Source organism: Acinetobacter sp. AS23 (genome assembly GCF_023612055.1).
GTDB classification, from domain to species: Bacteria; Pseudomonadota; Gammaproteobacteria; order Pseudomonadales; family Moraxellaceae; genus Acinetobacter; species Acinetobacter oleivorans.
On the sequence record NZ_CP082274.1, the window covers coordinates 2,389,154 to 2,409,408 of the forward strand.

19 protein-coding genes are annotated in these 20,255 nt (G+C 39.7%); 9 read left to right on the forward strand and 10 right to left on the reverse strand.

Annotated elements, in window-relative coordinates; genetic code table 11:
* Window positions 1–68: 68 nt before the first annotated feature.
* The 4 genes from K6I41_RS11195 (at window position 69) to K6I41_RS11210 (ending at window position 4,664) form a co-directional block, all read left to right on the forward strand.
* On the forward strand, window positions 69–578 hold the full coding sequence (locus tag K6I41_RS11195; protein ID WP_005304325.1) for a rhodanese-like domain-containing protein: 510 nt from the start codon (window positions 69–71) through the stop codon (window positions 576–578).
* A gap of 18 nt (window positions 579–596) precedes the next feature.
* Window positions 597–1,538, forward strand: a complete 942-nt coding sequence (gene epsC, locus K6I41_RS11200) for a serine O-acetyltransferase EpsC (RefSeq protein WP_075382795.1) — start codon at window positions 597–599, stop codon at window positions 1,536–1,538.
* A 257-nt stretch (window positions 1,539–1,795) separates the two neighbouring features.
* Window positions 1,796–2,728: a family 2A encapsulin nanocompartment shell protein gene (locus K6I41_RS11205; RefSeq protein ID WP_005304322.1), complete on the forward strand. Its 933-nt coding sequence runs from the start codon at window positions 1,796–1,798 to the stop codon at window positions 2,726–2,728.
* Window positions 2,703–4,664, forward strand: a complete 1,962-nt coding sequence (locus tag K6I41_RS11210; protein WP_250374310.1) for a family 2A encapsulin nanocompartment cargo protein cysteine desulfurase — start codon at window positions 2,703–2,705, stop codon at window positions 4,662–4,664. Before K6I41_RS11205 ends, K6I41_RS11210 begins: the two co-directional genes overlap by 26 nt.
* A gap of 465 nt (window positions 4,665–5,129) precedes the next feature.
* Here the strand turns inward: K6I41_RS11210 and K6I41_RS11220 are convergent, their stop codons facing one another.
* Window positions 5,130–5,768, reverse strand: coding sequence for a LysE family translocator (locus K6I41_RS11220; RefSeq protein WP_250374311.1), 639 nt, complete (start codon window positions 5,766–5,768; stop codon window positions 5,130–5,132).
* Window positions 5,769–5,859: 91 nt separating this feature from the next.
* On the opposite strand from K6I41_RS11220, the gene K6I41_RS11225 reads away from it, so the two are divergent.
* Window positions 5,860–6,795, forward strand: coding sequence for a LysR family transcriptional regulator (locus K6I41_RS11225; RefSeq protein WP_031960362.1), 936 nt, complete (start codon window positions 5,860–5,862; stop codon window positions 6,793–6,795).
* 233 nt (window positions 6,796–7,028) lie between these two features.
* On the opposite strand, the gene K6I41_RS11235 is transcribed toward K6I41_RS11225, so the two are convergent.
* The 5 genes from K6I41_RS11235 to K6I41_RS11255 all read right to left on the reverse strand — a co-directional run bounded on the left by K6I41_RS11235 (window position 7,029) and on the right by K6I41_RS11255 (window position 10,916).
* On the reverse strand, window positions 7,029–7,895 hold the full coding sequence (locus K6I41_RS11235; RefSeq protein WP_250374313.1) for a cysteine ABC transporter substrate-binding protein: 867 nt from the start codon (window positions 7,893–7,895) through the stop codon (window positions 7,029–7,031).
* Window positions 7,896–7,976: 81 nt separating this feature from the next.
* Window positions 7,977–8,837, reverse strand: coding sequence for a transporter substrate-binding domain-containing protein (locus K6I41_RS11240; RefSeq protein ID WP_250374314.1), 861 nt, complete (start codon window positions 8,835–8,837; stop codon window positions 7,977–7,979).
* A 30-nt stretch (window positions 8,838–8,867) separates the two neighbouring features.
* Entirely contained in the window at window positions 8,868–9,599 is a 732-nt protein-coding gene (locus K6I41_RS11245) for an amino acid ABC transporter ATP-binding protein (RefSeq protein ID WP_001130360.1), read from the reverse strand.
* A gap of 2 nt (window positions 9,600–9,601) precedes the next feature.
* A complete protein-coding gene (locus tag K6I41_RS11250) occupies window positions 9,602–10,267 on the reverse strand; it encodes an amino acid ABC transporter permease (protein WP_000418066.1) in 666 nt (221 codons plus the stop codon).
* The gene (locus tag K6I41_RS11255; RefSeq protein WP_250374315.1) at window positions 10,257–10,916 is read right to left on the reverse strand and encodes an amino acid ABC transporter permease; all 660 of its coding nucleotides are present in this window, start codon (window positions 10,914–10,916) and stop codon (window positions 10,257–10,259) included. The genes K6I41_RS11250 and K6I41_RS11255 overlap by 11 nt, the downstream gene beginning before the upstream one ends.
* A 64-nt stretch (window positions 10,917–10,980) precedes the next feature.
* Between K6I41_RS11255 and K6I41_RS11260 the strand changes: the two genes are divergently transcribed.
* Window positions 10,981–11,094: a hypothetical protein gene (locus K6I41_RS11260; RefSeq protein WP_014206469.1), complete on the forward strand. Its 114-nt coding sequence runs from the start codon at window positions 10,981–10,983 to the stop codon at window positions 11,092–11,094.
* Window positions 11,095–11,200: 106 nt separating this feature from the next.
* On the opposite strand, the gene K6I41_RS11265 is transcribed toward K6I41_RS11260, so the two are convergent.
* Window positions 11,201–11,485, reverse strand: a complete 285-nt coding sequence (locus K6I41_RS11265) for a GNAT family N-acetyltransferase (protein ID WP_039253462.1) — start codon at window positions 11,483–11,485, stop codon at window positions 11,201–11,203.
* Window positions 11,486–11,748: 263 nt separating this feature from the next.
* On the opposite strand from K6I41_RS11265, the gene K6I41_RS11270 reads away from it, so the two are divergent.
* Complete coding sequence (locus K6I41_RS11270; RefSeq protein ID WP_250374316.1) at window positions 11,749–12,954, forward strand: MFS transporter; 1,206 nt, start codon at window positions 11,749–11,751, stop codon at window positions 12,952–12,954.
* Here the strand turns inward: K6I41_RS11270 and K6I41_RS11275 are convergent.
* Window positions 12,932–13,822 carry a LysR family transcriptional regulator gene (locus K6I41_RS11275; RefSeq protein WP_250374317.1) on the reverse strand — a complete coding sequence of 297 codons (891 nt, stop codon included), beginning with the start codon at window positions 13,820–13,822 and terminating at the stop codon, window positions 12,932–12,934. The genes K6I41_RS11270 and K6I41_RS11275 overlap by 23 nt on opposite strands.
* Before the next feature lie 285 nt (window positions 13,823–14,107).
* Here K6I41_RS11275 and K6I41_RS11280 point away from each other — a divergent pair, with 285 nt between their 5' ends.
* Both K6I41_RS11280 and K6I41_RS11285 read left to right on the forward strand, forming a co-directional pair.
* The gene (locus K6I41_RS11280) at window positions 14,108–14,584 is read left to right on the forward strand and encodes a cyclophilin-like fold protein (protein WP_101663623.1); all 477 of its coding nucleotides are present in this window, start codon (window positions 14,108–14,110) and stop codon (window positions 14,582–14,584) included.
* A gap of 45 nt (window positions 14,585–14,629) precedes the next feature.
* Window positions 14,630–15,700, forward strand: a complete 1,071-nt coding sequence (locus K6I41_RS11285) for an alpha/beta hydrolase (RefSeq protein ID WP_250374318.1) — start codon at window positions 14,630–14,632, stop codon at window positions 15,698–15,700.
* A 47-nt stretch (window positions 15,701–15,747) separates the two neighbouring features.
* On the opposite strand, the gene K6I41_RS11290 is transcribed toward K6I41_RS11285, so the two are convergent.
* Window positions 15,748–16,707, reverse strand: a complete 960-nt coding sequence (locus K6I41_RS11290; protein WP_017392948.1) for a response regulator transcription factor — start codon at window positions 16,705–16,707, stop codon at window positions 15,748–15,750.
* Window positions 16,704–20,168, reverse strand: a complete 3,465-nt coding sequence (locus K6I41_RS11295) for a hybrid sensor histidine kinase/response regulator (protein WP_250374319.1) — start codon at window positions 20,166–20,168, stop codon at window positions 16,704–16,706. The genes K6I41_RS11290 and K6I41_RS11295 overlap by 4 nt, the downstream gene beginning before the upstream one ends.
* Window positions 20,169–20,255 lie beyond the last annotated feature (87 nt).

Sequence of the window (20,255 nt, forward strand, 5' to 3'; positions counted from 1 at the left end):
TTTGCTTATATTTAAAAACGCGTAAATTGAACAATAACAATCTGAATCGAAGATAAGGAATTATTTAAATGAATGCCAAATTAAATACAGAAAACCCATCTGGTTTTATCTCTTCGAGTTCTAATACATCTTTGTCAAAAGACACTATTCTTAGTAAAGCACAGCAATACGCACAAGACCATGAACTTAATTTTAGTGGCAGTTTATCACCTACTGATGCATGGCAGCTCGTACAGCAAGGCGAAGCTGTTTTAGTTGATGTGCGTACCAATGAAGAACGTAAATTTGTAGGTTATGTTCCTGAAAGTGTTCATGTCGCTTGGGCAACAGGCACATCGTTTAACCGTAATCCACGCTTTTTAAAAGAACTCGAATCAAAAGTTGGCAAAGACAAAACCATTCTTTTGTTATGCCGTAGTGGCAACCGTTCAGCACAAGCTGCCGAGGCCGCATTTAATGCTGGTTTTGAGCATATTTATAACGTTCTTGAAGGCTTCGAAGGCGATCTAAATGATCAGCAACAGCGTAATCAAAAAAATGGCTGGCGCATCCATCAACTTCCTTGGCAACAAGACTAATATTTTAATCAATTTTCAGTGAATCAAGGAAAGCTTGTGACTCAATGGAACATTAATGCTGTTGTACAAGGTTTACAACAAGCAAGGCATGACTGGCGCCAGCAGCAACACAGAACCAAAGAATTTGGGGGCCGTGAACTTCCATCTAAAGAAGCGTTAAAAGCCATTTTAGATGACCTGTGCGGAATTTTATTTCCAATGCGTTTAGGCCCTGCTGACTTACGTCAAGAAACTGAAGATTCTTATATTGCCTATACTTTAAATCGGGTACTCACAGCCTTACATGCTCAAGTACAACTGGCTTTAAATTATGAAGCAAAACGTCATTTGAGTCATTCGAACACAGTCCAACAACCAGACGAACTTGCTCAAAATATTGTGCAGGATTTTGCCAACACCTTGCCCTCTATACGACGTCTTTTAGACGGCGATGTGCGTGCTGCTTATGAAGGCGATCCGGCGGCGCATAGTGTGGATGAGGTATTACTTTGCTATCCGGGCATATTTGCGATTATTCATCATCGAATAGCGCATCAACTGTATGCCCAAGTGCCTTTATTGTCTCGCATTATTTCCGAGTTGGCGCATTCTGCAACTGGTATTGATATTCATCCGGGTGCAAAAATCGGTAAAGGATTCTTCATCGATCATGGTACAGGTGTAGTAATTGGTGAAACTAGCGTTATTGGGGAACGTGTTCGTATTTATCAGGCAGTGACCCTTGGAGCAAAACGATTTGAAACCAATGATGATGGTGGTTTGAAAAAAGACTATACACGCCATCCAATTGTTGAAGATGACGTGGTGATCTATGCAGGTGCCACTATTTTAGGTCGTATTACGATTGGTCGAGGGTCCATTATTGGGGGAAATGTCTGGCTTACACATAGTATTCCTGCAGGAAGCCAGATTTTACAGTCACCACTGGAGGCTTATCAAAAAAATCCAGAATTTAAATAAATCGTATTCACAATTTTATATATAAGAGTTTTAACCAATATATTAAAAATATGAATTTGGTATATATAAATCAGTTTATTACTTATTTATATTAAATTTTCATAAACATATGCTTATTCATAATAAGTGAACTGTGTTCATTTATTTATACCTTATTCATATTTTGAAAATCGAATATTTAATTCTAATCTGTTAACACGATAATTTAAAAATTTAACATTTTATAACCAAGCCACTGTAATAAGGAAAAATGATTCATGGCGAAAAATACTGACAAAGCCCAACTTGCGCTGGGGGACCACGCAGCCCGTCAACTGGCCAATGCAACCAAAACTGCTCCCCAACTTTCTACAATTACTCCCAGATGGCTGACTCACTTACTTCAATGGCTTCCTGTTGAAGCAGGTATCTACCGCTTAAACCGTGTAAGTAATACCGATGATATTCAAGTCGCTTGCACACAACGTGATGAAGCAACTTTACCTCAAACTTTTGTCGATTATGACCCAGAGCCACGCGAATACTTTTTAAATGGTGTATCTACTGTTTTAGATGTACATACACGTGTTGCTGACCTTTACAGCAGCCCACACGACCAAATTAAAGAACAGCTCCGTTTAACCATTGAAACCATTAAAGAACGTCAAGAAAGTGAGCTTATCAATAACCCTGAATACGGTTTACTGGCAAGTGTGACAGATGACCAACGTATTTCGACTTTAAATGGCCCACCTACTCCAGATGATCTTGATGATTTGCTACGTAAAGTCTGGAAAGAACCGGGATTTTTCCTAGCACACCCTGATGCGATTGCAGCATTTGGACGTGAATGTACACGCCGTGGTGTACCACCGCCAACGGTTAGCTTATTTGGTTCGCAATTCATTACATGGCGTGGTATTCCACTCATTCCATCAAATAAAATTCCTGTAGAAGATGGCAAAACTAAAATCTTGCTGCTTCGTGTTGGTGAAAAGCGTCAAGGAATTGTTGGTTTGTTCCAACCAGGTCTTGCTGGTGAACAGTCACCAGGGCTTTCAGTACGCTTTATGGGAATTAACCGTAACGCGATTGCGTCGTATCTAATCTCGTTATATTGCTCACTTGCAGTACTCACTGATGATGCGTTGGCAGTATTAGATGATGTGGAGGTGGACAAATATCATGACTACCCAGTTAACTACAAGTAATCTGCAAGGTAGTCCAACGGGGCCTGAAGTGACTGGTGTTAACCCACCAGCCAACTTCCCTGATGAGTCCACTATTGCTCGACTTGCTAATGAGTTTTTTTCAGCATTACCAAGCTCAAGCAGTTCAGCTTCTCCATCGGGCCTTAACTTGGACTTACCTGTCGGAGCGCCACCTCACCCACCGCAACCGGGTGAACCATTTTCTGCACTCAGTGGTCGTGCGCCCAATATCGCGTTCCAGAAAAGTCTCAATCCAGAATTTCCTGAGCATATTCCAAATTTGCCAGACTACCCTGAACGTCGAATTGTAGCGTCTGCGCCTGTGGTTGGTGGAGCTAATTTGCCACGCCCACCATTTGAGCCACATTTACCACAAGCTGCTCATAGTGAACCCAATGTGCCACGCATTGAACCAAACTTACCTACTGGTGCAGGTGAATCACCTTATTATTTTTTAAATGATTTTTCTGCTCCAAATGCAGCAGAGCCATCTGTTAAAGGTGTTGAAGATAATTATTCGGTTGCACAGTCTTTTCAATTGCCACATGGTGACCAGCTGAAATCATTGCTAACTGAAGATCGTTTTGCAACGAACACGCCTCCCCAAAGTTCGGCAAGCTCTGCATTTTATTTTTTAGACTTGCCTCAAAGTGGACAAAGTTATAGTCACTATCAACCATCGCAACCTACCTTTGTAGCAAGTAGTGCTCAACCACTCGATGTACATGCTATACGTCGCGATTTCCCAATTTTACAGGAACGCGTAAATGGTCGTCCTCTAGTCTGGTTGGATAATGCTGCGACCACACAAAAACCGCAGCGCGTGATTGATCGAATTGCTTATTTTTATCAGCATGAAAATTCAAATATTCACCGTGCTGCCCATGAGTTAGCGGCTCGTGCAACCGATGCCTATGAACATGCAAGAAATGTAGTTGCCCGATTTATTGGTGCACCCTCTTCTAAAGAAATTATCTTTGTTCGAGGAACAACCGAAGGCATTAACCTGATTGCAAAAACATGGGGTGAGCAAAATATTGGTGAGGGTGATGAAATTATTGTTTCTCACTTGGAACACCATGCCAATATTGTGCCTTGGTATCAACTCACTAAAAAGACTGGAGCAAAATTAAGAGTCATTCCTGTGGATGACACGGGCCAGATTATTTTAGAAGAGTTGCCAAAACTGATTAATGAGCGCACTAAACTGCTGTCGATTACTCAAGTTTCGAATGCATTAGGAACAGTCACACCTGTTGCTGAAGTCATTAAAATTGCGCATGCCAAAGGTGTACGTGTTTTAGTTGATGGTGCTCAATCTGTTTCGCACATCCCTACCGATGTACAAGCTCTCGATGCGGACTTTTTTGTGTTTTCTGGACATAAAGTGTTTGGTCCAACGGGTATTGGCGCGGTCTATGCAAAACCAGAGTTGCTAGAAAGCATGCCTGTTTGGGAAGGCGGCGGTAACATGATTCAGGATGTGACCTTCGAACAAGTAGTTTACCAACCTGCACCAAACAAGTTTGAAGCTGGAACTGGAAACATTGCCGATGCTGTTGGTTTAGGTGCTGCGCTTGAATATGTCGAAAGTCTAGGCATTCATAACATTGCTCGCTATGAACATGATCTACTCGAATATGGTCAAAATGCACTGAGCAGTGTGTCAGGTTTACGTTTGATCGGAACGGCGCATCACAAAGCCAGTGTTATGTCCTTTACCTTACAAGGCTATTCAACTGAACAAGTCGGTAAAGCGTTAAATCAACATGGTATTGCCGTACGTTCTGGCCATCACTGTGCACAGCCAATTTTACGTCGTTTTGGTGTAGAACAGACCGTGCGTCCGTCTTTGGCTTTTTATAATACGACTGAAGAAATTGATTTATTGGTGTCAGTGTTACATCAACTGACGCGTAATAGGCGTAGCAATTAAATCTATTTCTAGACTAGAAGAGACTGCTTTCGAGCGGTCTTTTTTATAAATTATTTACTGGACCTTATTGATCACAACTTCATATATAGGAACAAGTCAAAGTAGCTATCACAGCGGAGTCTTATTATCTTAAATTCAATTTCTGAATTAGCCTTCGGCTCGAGCTAAGAGTCATTAATACTCTAGACAATTTAAAGTAATTATCACGGCGGAGTCTTACCGTTTTATCTCCAAAGAAAGTAGCTAATTCTGTTACTTTTTTAAAAGTAACCAAAAACTTTCTCATCCACAGAACCTGTTCTCTGTTTTTATTTTTCAAAAAATATTGCAAATACATTATCTTTATAAATTATGGGCAGGCTGTGGATGACATTTAGCACGAGCAAATACTGGTATGAACGCTGTAAAAACTATATATACAATCTAAAATCGTACTTCTGCATCCCCATTAAATACTCACGACAATTAAAAAAACAAGCCCCAAATCAATCTCAATGCAATCCCAATTAATAAAACTCCCATCACCCGCTCAAAATAAACCCCGAACTCCAAAAACCTTTTACGTACAATAGGCTGAGCAAACAGCACACTCACTACCATAAACCAGATGGCATTGACCATACACATCCATACCCCATAAAAAACCTGAACTTTCATCGGTGTGGCCGTACTTACAATCGTCGTAAAAATTGCCAGAAAAAAGATAGTGGCTTTTGGGTTTAACGCATTGGTAAGAAAACCCATGGTAAACGCTTTAAATAAACTCGGCGTGTCACTGTCTGCTTGGCCATTAATCTCAATATTGGTATTCGGCTGGCTACGTAAACACTGCCATCCTAAATACACTAAGTAAGCTGCCCCTGCTGTTCTGATAAGTGACATCAGCCATTCACTTTGTTGAATCAAAAAGCCAATACCAACCAGTGTATAAAACACATGGACTGAAATTCCGACACCAATACCAATTGCGGTTAGACATCCAATTAAGTAGCCATAACGTACACTTTGTCTTACCGTAATCACAAAATCTGGTCCCGGTAAAATCACCGCCATAAAATGAATAAGAGCTAGCGTTAAAAACTCATGTCCATACAACTGCCACATAACAATTTAGTTTCCTGAAAATCACCTAAAAGATTGTATTGCGATTTTTTAGACGCGATAATCCAATCAAAATCCAAATAACTTTTGCCTCATGAGCACAAATCAAAGTCTGGTTCTATTAAATGAAATGGCGACTTTCGTTAAGGTTGTCGAGTCGGAAAGCTTTTCTGAAACTGCACGCCAGCTTGGTACAACACCTTCTGCTGTGAGCCGCGCGATTGCCCGTTTAGAACGTGCTTTAGGTACCCGCTTACTCTATCGGACTACACGGAAACTTCGTTTAAGTGAAAGTGGACAACAAGTCTATCAACGTTGTTTAGATATGGTGAATGCTGCGCAAGCGGTCATGGAAAGTTCAGGCCAATTTCATGTCGAACCCGAAGGTATTATTCGTATGAGTGTTCCGAAAGCTGTGGGGCATTTTATGATTCATCCGCATTTACCCGAGTTTTTAGAACGCTACCCGAAAATTGATATACAAATGCTTTTAGAAGATCGCTATGTAGACCTGATTGATGATGGAGTAGATTTAGCACTTCGAATTACAGAGCAACCACCGGGTGGCCTTATGGGTCGAAAGCTGATTGATATTGATCACTTGGTTTGTGCTACGCCTGAATATTTGGCAAAGCATGGCACTCCGAACCACCCTCATGATTTAAAGCAGCATGAATGTATTTACTTGGGCGAACAAGCCAGTGACTCAAAATGGAAATTTCAACAAGGAAATAAATCGATCAGTGTGGCTGTGCGTGGGCGTTATGCAGCAAACCATACAGGTGTGCGTTTGAGTGCGGCATTACAGCATTTAGGTATTGCGAGCTTACCTTACTTCGTTGCACGCCATGCTCTACAACAAGGTACCTTAGTTCAGGTTTTACCAGATTGGTATTTTAAAACCTATTACAGTGGTGGGCTGTGGTTACTTTATCCACCCACAAGGCATGTCCCGCCTAAATTAAGTGTATTGATTCAATATTTGGCAGATAAACTAGCAGCAGAGCCAACTTTATTTAAGTTAAAGTAATATATAATCAAGGAGTTAGCACGATGAAATCCTACCTTTTAACCTCTAAAGCAAGCAGCTAATACTGTTACTTTTTTTGAAAAAAGTAACCAAAAAACTTTCTCATCTACAGAACCTGACCACTGTTTCCATCTATAAAAAATATTACAAAAACATTATCTTTATAAATTATGGGCAGGCTGTAGATGAATCTTAGCTCGAGCAAATCCTATCTAGATTCCTCTTTATTAGAATTATTCAACCAATAAATCTTTTGGATTAATGGTATCGCCATACACTGGTTTTAACGTTTTTTCATAAGCCTGATGAATCACGCCTTCTTTCGCCAGTTTCTCTAAATCTTGGTTCAACCAGTCCAATAATTCTTTATCACCCTTTTTCACTGCTGGTGCAATTAAGTCCTGCTCACCTAAATTGGTAATGCCAACAGTGTAATTTGGATTTTCTTTAGCCCAAGCTAAAACCAGCAAGTTATCATGTGCAAGCGCAGCGCCACGACCATCTTTTAAAGCATCAAAAGTTTCAGTGTTTTGCTCATACTTTTGTAGCTTAATTTCAGGATGAGTCTTGGTGAAGAATGAATCAGCTGTTGTACCTTTGTTTACCAATAAAGTTTTATCTTTAAGTTGATCAACATCGGTAATCGGATGACTTTTAGGAGAAACCACACCTAGCGCCACTTTTAGGTAAGGCTTAGCAAAATCGACTACTTCCTTACGTTCTGGTGTAACGGTAAAGTTGGCAAAAATAATATCCACTTTATTGGCTTTTAAGTATTCGACACGGTTAGCCGCTTCAGTTAAAACAAACTCAACTTTGTTTTCATCACCCAGCAGATCTTTAGCAACATGCTTGGCAATCTCTACATCAAAACCCTGATTTTTACCTTGAGCATCTAAATATCCAAACGGCGGTTTATCACTAAATACCCCAATTCTTACCACGCCATTCTTTTTGATCTGTTCAATACTCGACACAGTTTGTGTAGTATCTGCTGTTTTTTCAGTAGACTGAGTTCCTTTGTCACATGCAACTAAACCTAAACTCAGTAAAGACGCAGCTAAAATATGCTTCACGTTTTGAAATGTTAATGTTGTCATTATTTCACCCTATCGTTCTTGTAAAAGTCTTATTTAAAATCGCAGCGCCTACTTTCAGACACTGCTTAGCGATATCGAAAATTATTGGCCTACATCTAAAAACACATTCGGATTGACCGAGTCACCGTAAATTGGTTTCAAGGTTTCATCATAAATTTTATTAATTTCACCACTTGTTCTGAGCTGCTTAATTTCAGTATTAAGCCAATTCAATAATTGGGTATTGCCCTTTTTAACTGCTGGTGCAATAAACTCTTGATCACCAATAGACTGAATACCTGCTACATAACTTGGGTTCTTCGCGGCCCACGCTAATGCATAAGTACTATCTTGTGAAATTGCGTCACCACGACCATCGGTTAAGGCTTTAAAGGCATCTGAATTTCTTTCAAACTTCAGTAAATTCACTTTTGGATAATGCTTGGTAAAGTAGGTATCTGAACTTGTGCCTTTATTTACTATTAATGTCTTACCTTCTAATTGGGCAATATCTGTAATCGGTTTGGCTTTAGGTGAGACTAGACCAAAAGCACCTTTTAAATAAGGTTCGGCAAAATCGACAACTTCCTTACGTTCTGGCGTTACCGTAAATGTCGCGAACACGACATCGGCACGGTTTGATTTTAAAAACTCCACCCGATTTGAAGCTTCAGTCACAATAAACTCAACTTTCTTTTCATCACCGAGCAAATCTTTAGTCACGCGTTTTGCTAAAGCCACATCAAAGCCCTGATTATTACCTGCACTGTCTACATAACCAAACGGCGGATCATCGGCAAAAACGGCAACTCTTAGAACTCCATTTTTTTTGACTTGTTCTAAAGAATGGTCTGCTTGAGCATTACTTGCCTGTTCAGTTGATGGCGTTTTACTACATGCAGTTAACAACACCCCAGCAACGGCAAGACTGCTTAATATTTTTATTGAATTACGTTTAAACATTCACTTCCTCATGATTCAAATAATAAAAATTTAGTACGACAAAATATTTAAGAAGGCTTTCGCTCGTTCTGTTTTCGGCTGTTCAAAAAATTCTTCTGGTGAAGCCTGTTCAATAATCTTGCCCTTATCCATAAAAATAATGCGGTCGGCAACCTTACGGGCAAAGGACATCTCATGTGTCACAATCAACATAGTCATTCCTTCATTCGCTAACTTGAGTACCACATCGAGTACTTCCCTAACCATTTCTGGATCAAGTGCAGCGGTAATTTCATCAAGCAAAATGACTTTAGGTTGCATGACCAGTGAACGAACAATGGCAATACGCTGTTTTTGTCCGCCTGAAAGCTGTCGTGGATAATCAAGTTTTCGCTCAAACAGTCCAACTCGCTTTAACAATTCATCTGCTACTTGTTCTGCTTCATCACGGTGGCGTTTTTGTACTTTGAGTGGCCCAAGCAAAATGTTGTCAATAACATTCATATGCCCAAATAGCTCATAGTTCTGAAAAACCATGCCAATTTTTTGACGAGCGTTAGTCCAGTCCACATCTTTACCAAGCACACCTGAGCCTGTTAAACGGATTTCACCACCCTGAATCGGTTCTAAGCCATTAATACAGCGCAATAAAGTACTTTTACCGCAGCCTGATGGGCCTAAAATAACAACCACCTCTCCTTGTTCTACATCCAGATCAATGCCCTGTAAAATATGACTTTGTGCAAATGATTTCTGTAATTGTTGTATCGATAACAAAGGCATAATTACTCCCAGACCTTTTCTAAATGTGCCGCCAAACGCGATAAGGGATAGCAAATCAGAAAATACAAAATAAAAATAAAACCATAAATCCAAAGAGAAGCACTCGGCACGGTTAACAGCGAATTTTCAATAATTTGCTGACCAACTTTAATCACCTCAACCACACCAATCAGGACTGCCAAAGAGCTGGTTTTCACCATTCGAGTAAATAAATTAATCGCACCTGGCGTTACTCGTTTTAGACTTTGCGGGAAAATGACGTAGATCAAAGCTTGAACATGGGTAAGTCCGAGCGCATAAGCTGAATCGCGTTGATGCTGATCAATTGAAGTAATAGCTGCACGAACCAAATCACCCATTTCTGCCGTACCCCATAAAACAAATACAACAACGCATACCCACATTGCTGAAAACTGCCAGTTAAACCATGTCGCAAAGCCGAAATAAAAAACAAACAGCAAAACTAAAATTGGAATGATTCGAATGGCTTCTAAATACAGACGGCACAATGCTTTAACCACTATGTTCTTAGAAGTCATAATGACGCCGAACACTGTGCCGAAAATTGCAGAGAAAAAGACCGAAATAAAAGCAATTTTTGCAGTTGCCCAAAGTCCCCACATTAAACGTTCGAGGTGACTCGCTTGAAATAGATAATCAAGTTCCATGGCTCACCTTCCGACTTCTGTGCTCCAGATAGCTGGTTAAAATAGACACGGGTAATAAAATAATCAGATAAGCCATAATGAGTAAGAACAAAGCTTCGGTGGTTTTATAGTCCATGCCAATTAAGTCTTTGGTGACAAAAAGCAGCTCAACAACAGCAATGGCACTGACCACAGAACTTTCTTTAATTAGAAATAGGCAATTTGCCCCTATTGCCGGAATTGAAATAGCCAGTGCTTGAGGAAAAATGACATATCTAAAAATTTGAATCGGTTGCAGACCAATACTTTTTGCTGAGTCAATCTGCCCTTTTGCAATAGACTGCAAACCCGCTCGGAAAGCTTCAGCCATATAGCTTCCGCCTAAAAAGGTTAGTCCGATCACACCACAGGCAAAACCATCAATTTTGATACCCAGCTTTGGCAAACCGTAATACAAAAAGAATAGTTGAATTAATAAAGGGGTATTTCGAGATAACTCAATATAGAACTGGGCAATTCTATTTAGCACCCGCACGCGATATGTGATTAAAATGCTGCAAATTAACCCTACAATAATTGCCAAAATAATGCTGATAATTGAAATTTTCAGCGTGGTCAAAGTTGCAGAGAAAAATTGCGGCAACACACTATGGATATACTGCCAGTTCAAGGAAAATTCCAAAAAATAATATTAAAACGTTATAAATATTTAGCTTTCATCAGCTATTAAATATTTGTGCAACGAGTTTATTTTTTTCCCAATTGGTCTAAAACTATTTTTATTAGATAAGCTTTTCTATAAGTTTGATAAATTTGATTTGGCAATCGAAAACCTTCAAATCAGTTGAATACAACTGCTTAAAACATATTCACTAAAACAAAGATGAATAATAAAACCAATAAAAAAATCGGACACCAAGGCCCGATTTTTATTAAATGATTTTAATCTATTACTTACTTTCTAAGTACATCACCAATGCTTGGGTCTTTATCAAAAACTGATTTTGCATATGGGCAAAGTGGAATCACCTTTACGTCTTTTTCACGGACAAAAGCCACCAAGGCATCAAGTAATTGGCGACCTACACCTTGTCCACGATAATTTTCATTCACATCTGTAGCATCAATAATTAGCATGCTCTCGCCTGCCCATGTATAAGTCATTTCACCTGCAATGGTTTCACCATCAAGTAAGCTAAAGCTGCCGTGTTTTGTATCATCTTTTTGTTGAATATTCACAATGAATTCCTCGTATTACGACTCATATCTATTTAGAAATGACTTTGTATAATCTTTATCTATAAGAACAAATCTAAGTGTAAAAAAATAGCCTGTTTTTAGCAGCGAGTCTGTATGCTTTTTAAATACAATTCATGCATAAAACTCATAATTCTATTCGTAATTCTGCGTCTAATGCTCTCAAATCATTACTGTTAAGCTCTGCGACCAGATTTTATTCATTTCATTTATGAAAATTCAATGGTTTTGAGATTGGAACTTTTATGCCTTCTTTTCATCAAATTGAGCAAAGCACATATGAACATTCAACACCTGTTTGGGGTGCCGTCTTTGTAATGTCACTCTGCTGCGCAGTATTAATTGCATCTGAGTTCATGCCCGTAAGTTTACTCACCCCCATCTCTTTAGATTTAAATATGAGTGAAGGCCAAGTGGGCCAAGCAATCTCAATTTCTGGTATTTTTGCTGTTATTACTAGCCTGTCTATTAGTCGTGTATTTAAGGCATGGGACCGACGTCATATCATTTTATTACTCACCCTACTGATGATTGTCTCTGGCATAGTCATTACATTTGCCCATTCTGCGGCTTTGTTTATGTTGGGTCGTGCAATCTTAGGTGTAGTTATTGGTGGTTTTTGGGCAATCTCGACATCAATTGTCATGCGACTCGTTCCTCCGCTTTCAGCACCTAAAGCACTCGGTTTATTAAATGGCGGAAATGCTCTAGCCACCACAATTGCAGCACCATTAGGAAGTTTTTTGGGTTCAATTATTGGCTGGCGTGGTGCTTTTTTCTGTATTGTCCCCATCGCGATTGTTGCACTTATTTGGCAATTTAAAAGTATGCCTTCTCTTCCTGCAATATTGTCAGTTGAGAAATCTAAAAATCCATTTGGTTTACTAAAACGCCCAATTGTACTTTATGGGATGACCGGAATTTTATTACTCTTTATGGGCCAATTTGCGCTATTTACCTATCTACGCCCATTTCTAGAAACCGTTACTCATGTCGATGCGACAATGCTATCCATTTTATTATTAATATTGGGTTTAGCAGGTTTAGTGGGTACATTTGTAATTAGTTTAATCCTCCACCAACATGTTTATCGTTATCTGATTCTTATTCCATTCATCATGGCATTGATTGCTGGAGCTTTTGTGCTAGGTGGTGGGCATTTATGGTTTGTTGCCATATTGATGGGTTTATGGGGCTTTATTGGAACGTCGGCACCTGTTGCATGGAATACCTGGCTTGCCCAAACACTACATCAAGATGCCGAAATTGGTGGTGGTTTGATGGTTGCGATTATTCAATTTGCAATTACTCTAGGTGCAACTATAGGTGGATTATTATATGACTCATATGGCTATAGTGCCACGTTCTATATGAGCGCAACTATTTTGCTATTAGGCGCAATTACTGCTTTTCTCACATGGCGAAATGCTACTCACGTAGTACATCGATAACCAATCGTAATGCAGGTGAAAGTTGTCTTCGATGTGGATAGTACAAATGGTATCCGGGAAACTGGATACTGTACTCTGCTAAAACTTGAATCAGCGTCCCTTCTTTTAAATCTTCTCGAATCAAATCTTCGGGAATATAAGCAAGTCCAAATCCAGCTCTAACCGCCTCGACGATATCGTAGCTTTCATTAAATATCCATTGCCCCTGAATTTTGATTTTTGTCTCTTGACCATCTTTCACAAATTCCCACGCATACACGCTGCCTTGGGTGGTTAAACGATAGCCAACACATTGATAATTTACCAAATCTTTAGGAGTATTAGGAATTCCATATTGTTCAAAGTATGCTGGTGTTGCTATTACCGCCATTTTGACATCTGGACTAATACGTACTGCAATCATACCATCAGCTACGCGGCTTCCGAAACGAACGCCTGCATCAAAGCGCTCTGCCACAATATCGACCATCCCACTATTGGCAGTTAGTTCAACTTGCACATCTGGGTAATCACCCGCAATCTTTTTAAGTTTTGGAATCAGCACTTCCCGTATCGCATGGCTACTAGCATTAATCCGAACCGTACCAGCGGGTTGGTCTCGAAATGAAGTTAAAAGGGATAATTCATTATCGATTTGGTCAAAACTAGCACTAATCGTTTGTTTCAACCTTTCGCCTGCTGCTGTAGGTGAAACACTACGTGTAGTTCTGGTCAGGAGTAACATTCCCAAACGTTCTTCTAAACCCCGAATCGTATGGCTTAGCGCAGATTGTGAAATTCCCATTTTCCCTGCGGCTTTAGTAAAACTACCCTCTCTTGCCACCATTAAAAAAGCATAAAGATCATTATAGTTTTCTTTATTTATCATCTGCTTTATCTCTTATTGGGGAGTCAACCTCATTATAAAGGATAAAACTATTCATGAATATTACTCATAAGTCCATGTTTGTTTTTTAGACTAATTATTAAAAAGAAGATTCGTTAAAATCCATATCAAGCAGTAAATATGAAGATTTAAATAAACTGAGGCGATTATTATGAGTCATTTTATTATTGTAAAAAATTAATAAATTCCACTCATATCTTTACGTTAAAGAATAAATAGCTTCATTGCATTTATGTGCTTTTTCTTAAAGAAGCGAGGTGAGTTGATATGGCTAGTTATAAGTTTTTTAAAGGCTTAGTCAGCCTATGTGTTTTGTTCTCAGTGACCTCCGCTTCTTATGCAATAAAGCCTCAAGGTAAAAATCAACAAAGGGGATCGATGATGAAAATCCGTATTGATATAGATGGAGCACAGCAACCGCTATTTGCCACATTAGCCATGTCACCTACTGTTGAAGATTTTGCCAAACAGCTTCCTTTGACATTAATCCTTAAAGATTATGACTCTACTGAAAAAATAGCTGATCTACCCACCAAGCTAACTACACAAAACGCGCCTCATGGATATGCCGGAAAAGCAGGTGATCTTACCTATTATGCTCCTTGGGGTAATCTAGCTTTTTTCTATAAAGATTCTCATGTTGGTTATGCCAATGGCCTCATTTTTCTTGGAAAACTAGATGCTATTCCCCAAGCATTCAAGCAAAAACAACCCATCAAAATTTCAATTTCACAAATCAAATAAGCATGCACCTACTCACCCATTCACATTGTTTAAATTGAGGTATTTATGAGTACATCTCCCTTATTTAAAAAGCTTAAAACCCATACGGCGGCTGCAATTTGTGCAGCAACTATTGGTCTATTTTCTTCAACTTCAGCTATGGCGGCCGATATGTCTAATGGTGCGAATAACTTTTATCAAAGTCAGCAAGTGACTATTCAAAAAGTGACTTTTAAAAATCAATACAACATGGATATTGTCGGCAATCTGGTTATTCCCAAAAAACTGAATAAAAAAACTAAAGCCTCTGCAATTGTAATTGGTCACCCTATGGGTGCTGTAAAAGAGCAAAGCTCTATGCTTTATGCACAAAAACTGGCTGAACAAGGTTTTGTGACCTTAGCAATTGATCAATCATTTTGGGGTGAAAGCGCGGGCCAACCAAGAAATGTGGTGGCACCAGACATTTATGCAGAAGCGTTTAGTGCCGCTGTAGATTATTTGGGAACACAATCCTTCATTGACCGTAATAACATTGGTGTATTAGGTATTTGTGGAAGTGGGAGTTTTGTCATTAGTGCAGCAAAAATTGATCCGCGTATGAAAGCGATAGCAACTGTCAGCATGTATGATATGGGCGCAGCAAATCGCAATGGCTTACGTCACTCACAAACCCTAGAGCAGAGAAAGCAAATTATTGCAGAAGCCGCTGCACAGCGTTACGTTGAATTTAAAGGTGGTGAAACCAAATATACCAGCGGAACTACGCATGAGCTAACAGCAGATACACACCCTATTCAACGTGAATTTTATGACTTTTATCGCACCCCACGCGGAGAATATACGCCGAAAAGTTCATCAAAAGACCTCACAACGCATCCGACACTGACAAGTAATGTCAAATTTTTAAACTTCTACCCATTTAACGACATTGAAACGATTTCACCACGTCCGATGCTATTTATTACAGGTGATCAGGCCCATTCAAAAGAGTTTAGTGAGGAAGCTTATAAACTCGCAGGCCAACCTAAAGAGCTTTACTACGTTAAAGGCGCTGGACATGTTGATTTATATGATCGGGTCGATCTCATTCCATTTAATAAATTAACCAGTTTCTTTAAACAAAACTTGAAGTAATACAGATGATAGAGGCTCAATACGGGCCTCTAGCTTTTTAATTAACTTTAATGAAACTCTTGTACCAGACTATTAATGTGAGCCACAGCAGCAGTTCGGTTTTCAACGCAAAGTTTTTCAAAAACATGCTCTAAATGCTTGTTCACCGTCCGTGGGCTCAGCTCCAAAATTTCTGCAATATCTTTATTGGTTTTGCCTAACAACAGCCAGTGCATGACTTCGGCCTCACGTTGAGTCAACTGTGGGCAATATTTCAAAATATCAGCCATTTCCAAAGCCGGCGTAGAAGTCTTAATCTGTATCAGATAATTTTTTGCCACGCTTGGTTCAGTTTCCCACGGTGTAAGCAATAAAAGCTGTAATTGCTGAGATGGTGTTGAATAAGAACAGCTTGTTAATTTTTTGGGGTCTTTTTCTTGCTCTAAGTCTGAAAACCAAGCTTTTAAGCCTGCTTCAAAGCCCTCTAACTCAGGTAAATATTGATTCAGTAAATCACTGGCTTTTTGGGTTTTCCAAACAATTTTACCGTGAACATCTAGCGCAAGAATGGCTGTTTCCGTTGCATCAATCACCTGTTTTTGTTGCTGCAATAGTTTGGCATGTGCCAAATGTGTTTTTACCCTTGCTAATACTTCTTCAATATTCAGAGGTTTGGTTACATAGTCTACCCCACCGACCTGAAAACCACGCACAATATGTTCTGTCTCAGACAAACCTGTCATAAAAATGACGGGAATAAACTGCGTAATTGGACTTGCTTTAAGCTGTATGCAACTTTCAAAACCGTCCATATGTGGCATATTGCCATCGAGCAAAATCATATCTGGTAAGCATCGATGAGCTATTTCAATTGCACTTAACCCATCAGTTGTGACAAGCACGCGATAACCTGCCTGATCCAGACTTTCATGTAGCAAGCCTAAATTTTCCGGCACATCATCCACAATCAGAATAACAGCCTGCTCATTTGGCGAAGCTTGCTGAAAAGAAACATGTTGCGTACTCATTGCTTATCCTGAATTAATCGTTGCGCGTGTTTTAAATCAAACTTTTGAATAGCCTGTTCAAGCTGTTCCCATAACTCGTTATGCTCTGGAAAATTTTGACGGCATTGCGTTAAACTCTGTTGAATTCCACGAATGTACCCCTGTCCAATTAAATCATTTAATTGCTGCAAGCTTTGAGTTAAATCGAGCAGATCATTATTTTCCGGTTGTTGGATTGGCGTATGAACAGTAGCTTGCTCTTGCTTAAACACTTTTACATCCAATGCTTGAACTTCATTATTTTCAAGGTTTGCATCTGATTTGGAATCGATCCATATCAAACCTAACTTGTCTCCAATTTTACTCAGCAACAAATTGAGGTCGATTGGTTTTAGCATAAAGTCTTCACTTAAGACCGCATCTTGTGGATTGACTTCGCGCTCGCCTGCATTGGCTGAAATAATTAAGATCGGCACATTGGTAATATTATTCTGACGTAATAATCGCGCTGTTTCCCAGCCGCCCATCAAAGGCATATTTAAATCCATCAAAATCAGGTTAGGCTGAAAAATAGGTACACGTCTTAAACAGTCAATGCCCGACTCGGCTTCTTCAATAATAAATCCTAACGGTTTTAGAAAATTAGCGACTAAACCTCGGTCCACCGCTTCATTATCGACAACCAAAATTCGTTTTCGTTCGCCTTGATAGCCTGTAATTTGGTTGGAGTAAACATTAGAAATCGGATGAACTACTTCTTTTGAAGGTAAATAAAACTTAATCTTAAATTGTGAACCCTGATTGAGTTGACTAGTCACAGATAGCTGGCCACCCAGTAAATCGACCAATAATTTGACAATGGGTAGCCCGAGTCCTGTTCCGGTAAATCCGCCTTGAACCACATTACTGCCCCGTTCAAACGGGTTAAAGATTCGCTCTAAATCTGCCTCGGCAATACCACAGCCCGTATCTCTAATTTCAAAATAAGCCGTTTGAAAACGATACTCGACCTTCAAGGTAATTGTGCCGCTCGTCGTAAACTTTAAAGCATTGCCCAGTAAATTGATGAGCACTTGCTCTAAGCGTTTTTTGTCGGTACGAACATAGTGCGGCAGGTTCTCTCCAATTTCATAAATAAACTGTAAATTCTTCTGTTCAAACTGTGGCTGAAACATTTGAATAATCTGTTCTATAAAATTTGGGAAATGAACATCCACCACATTTAAAGAAATTTTACCTGTTTCAATTCGTGCTAAATCTAGTAAACCGTCAATCAGTGAAGTCAGATGCTGCCCACTACGGCTAATCACACCGAGCGCCATTTTGCCTTGTTCTGAAAGCTGCTCTTGTTTTTGAAGTAATTGGCTATAGCCCAAAATACTATTTAGAGGTGTTCTTAGTTCGTGGCTAATGCCAATGACATAACGGCTTTTTGCATCATTTGCTCGCTCTGCTGAAATTCTGGCATCTTGCAGGTCTTTTGAAGTGACTTCATGGGCAGCAATTTCATCAATCAATAATGCTGTTTGCTGATGCGTTTCGATTTCAGCATTACGACGGCTTTCATCGTTTAATACGAGCCACCAAGCAGCAACACTCATCAATAGAAATAAAATGGTGTAGATTTTCACAAACAGCGTAAATAACTGAGGAACGGCTGCGGCATTGATTGTTTCTAAATAGGTTTTTTCTTGAATATAAACCAGACTTAAACTCACTGCCAAAACAATAGACAACCCTAGAGTCAACAATAGATACAAACTAACCCTGCTATTTAAACGGCTCGCCCAGCGTTCAGGTAAATAGTGCCAGATGGCTTTTTTAAGTTGTACTGACCAACGTGCATCAGGTTTACATAAATCGTGGCAGCGTGCTTCAAGTGAACAGCATAGAGAGCAAATCGTACCGTTATAGGCTGGACAGCCCGCCATATCGGCAAGTTCATAGTCCCTTTCACATACCACACAGTTAGCAACCGAAGTCGCCTGAATTTTTTCAGGCTGGCGTGCGATGTAATATTTGCCTTTGGTTAAGTAAGCAATAATAGGAACACATAACACCGCACTTCCTAGAGCAATGAAACTCGCCAATCCTTTTGCCATGAGTCCAAAAAAGCCCAAATAGCTAAGCATCGATAGCACTGAGGCAATCAGTAAAGCACCCACACCTACGGGGTTAATGTCATATAAATAAGCACGGCGAAATTCAATTCCCTTTGGGCTTAAACCTAAAGGTTTACAGATAATTAAATCGGCAACAACGGCACCAATCCATGCCAAAGCAATATTGCTATATAATCCCAAAATGCGTTCAACCGCATGGCTAATTCCCATTTCCATCAAAACAATGGCAATAAAAACGTTAAAAAGAAGCCAGACAATTCGTCCCGGATGACTATGAGTTAAACGGGCAAAAAAGTTTGACCATGCCAATGAGCCAGCGTAGGCATTGGTCATATTAATTTTAATTTGCGCCAAGCAAACCAGTGCTAGAGTCAATATTAAAGCAAGCTGAGGATTTGGAATAAATTGTTGATAGGCAACCCAATACAAATATGTCGGATTGTCTAGTTCAGAGACAGGAATAAACAGCTGAAAAGCCAATACCATCAGCAGCATGCCCATCAAAACTTTTAGAAAACCGAAAATAATCCAAGATGGTCCACCTAAAAAAACGGCAAAACGCCATGCAGTTCTGTTCTTTTCTTGTTGGGGTAAAAAACGTAAATAGTCGGCCTGCTCCCCAATTTGGATCACAAAAGAAAAAATAAGAGTGCACGCTGCACCAAAGTAATACAGGTTAAAATCGGTTGAGTTTGAAACTGCCCCAACAAAATGCAAGCTACTACTTAAAATTTGTGGCTGTTTCCAAAGTACAAAAAACCATGGTAATAACAGTAATAAGAGCCAGATTGGTTGTGTGATCGCCTGAACTTTGTTAATAAAACCAATGCCTTTGACCACTAAAGGCAAAATCACTAAGGCAGAAATTAAGTAACCAATAACTTGCGGAATACCTAAAGCCAGTTCAAGTGCCATCGCCATAATTGCGGCTTCAAACGCAAGCAAAATAAAGGTAAAGCTGGCATAAATTAGAGAAGTAATGGTCGAGCCAATATAGCCAAAACCTGCACCACGAGTAAGCAAATCGACGTCTACATTATATTTTGCGGCGTAGTAACTAATCGGCCAACTGGTTAAAAATATGATGGTACATACGACAATTGCTGCCCAGACTGCATTGCTAAAGCCGTACTGCCAAAGCATGGTTGCCCCAATGGCTTCCATCGCCAGAAAACTAACAGTCGAAATTGCGGTATTGGTAACAGTCCAAGGTGACCATTTACGTACAGAGGTAGGTGCATAGCGGAGCGCATAATCTTCGATACTTTCATCGGCCACCCAAATATTATATTCACGGCGTGTTTTGATCACACGTTGTGGCGCTTGTTGGGGGCGTGAAGAATCTGGCATAACACTCATGTTTTGGATGGGGCTGCATTAAACCCAGCAATCCTTATGCCAAAAGTCATTTATCATGGCGATTTTCTCGAATACGCACATATACGC